The following is a 328-nucleotide window of genomic DNA, read 5'->3' as shown; positions in this document are numbered from 1 at the left end:
ATAAGGATACATGGCGTTTAGATGGAAGTTTTTTATTTAAAAGAGAAGAGGTAGAGAAATTAAAAGAAGAACTTGAGATAGAAGGAATTACTCTATATCAAGCAAGTAAAGCGTATCATATCAGTATGTATCAACTCGAAAAATGGATAGAAGAAGGAGAGTTAGCTTGTACTATACAGGAGCATCGTAATCGTAAAACAAAATTTGTAAAAGAAGATGACATCCGTGAATTAGTACAACAAATAGAGCGAAAAAATACGATCTATACATACTCACAAAAGCATAATGTAGTATTATTACAAAGGTTTATGAAAGGGAATACGTTAGC

Annotated in this window: 1 pseudogene; it reads left to right on the top strand. The window is 31.4% G+C overall.

The window, feature by feature from the left end:
* Positions 1–328, top strand: a pseudogene (locus tag JDS96_RS30945) (DNA-binding protein); the annotation flags it as partial.

The organism is Bacillus cereus group sp. N21 (assembly GCF_016483395.1).
In the GTDB taxonomy this organism is placed as follows: Bacteria; Bacillota; Bacilli; order Bacillales; family Bacillaceae_G; genus Bacillus_A; species Bacillus_A pseudomycoides.
This window is presented reverse-complemented; position numbering and strand designations above follow the sequence as displayed.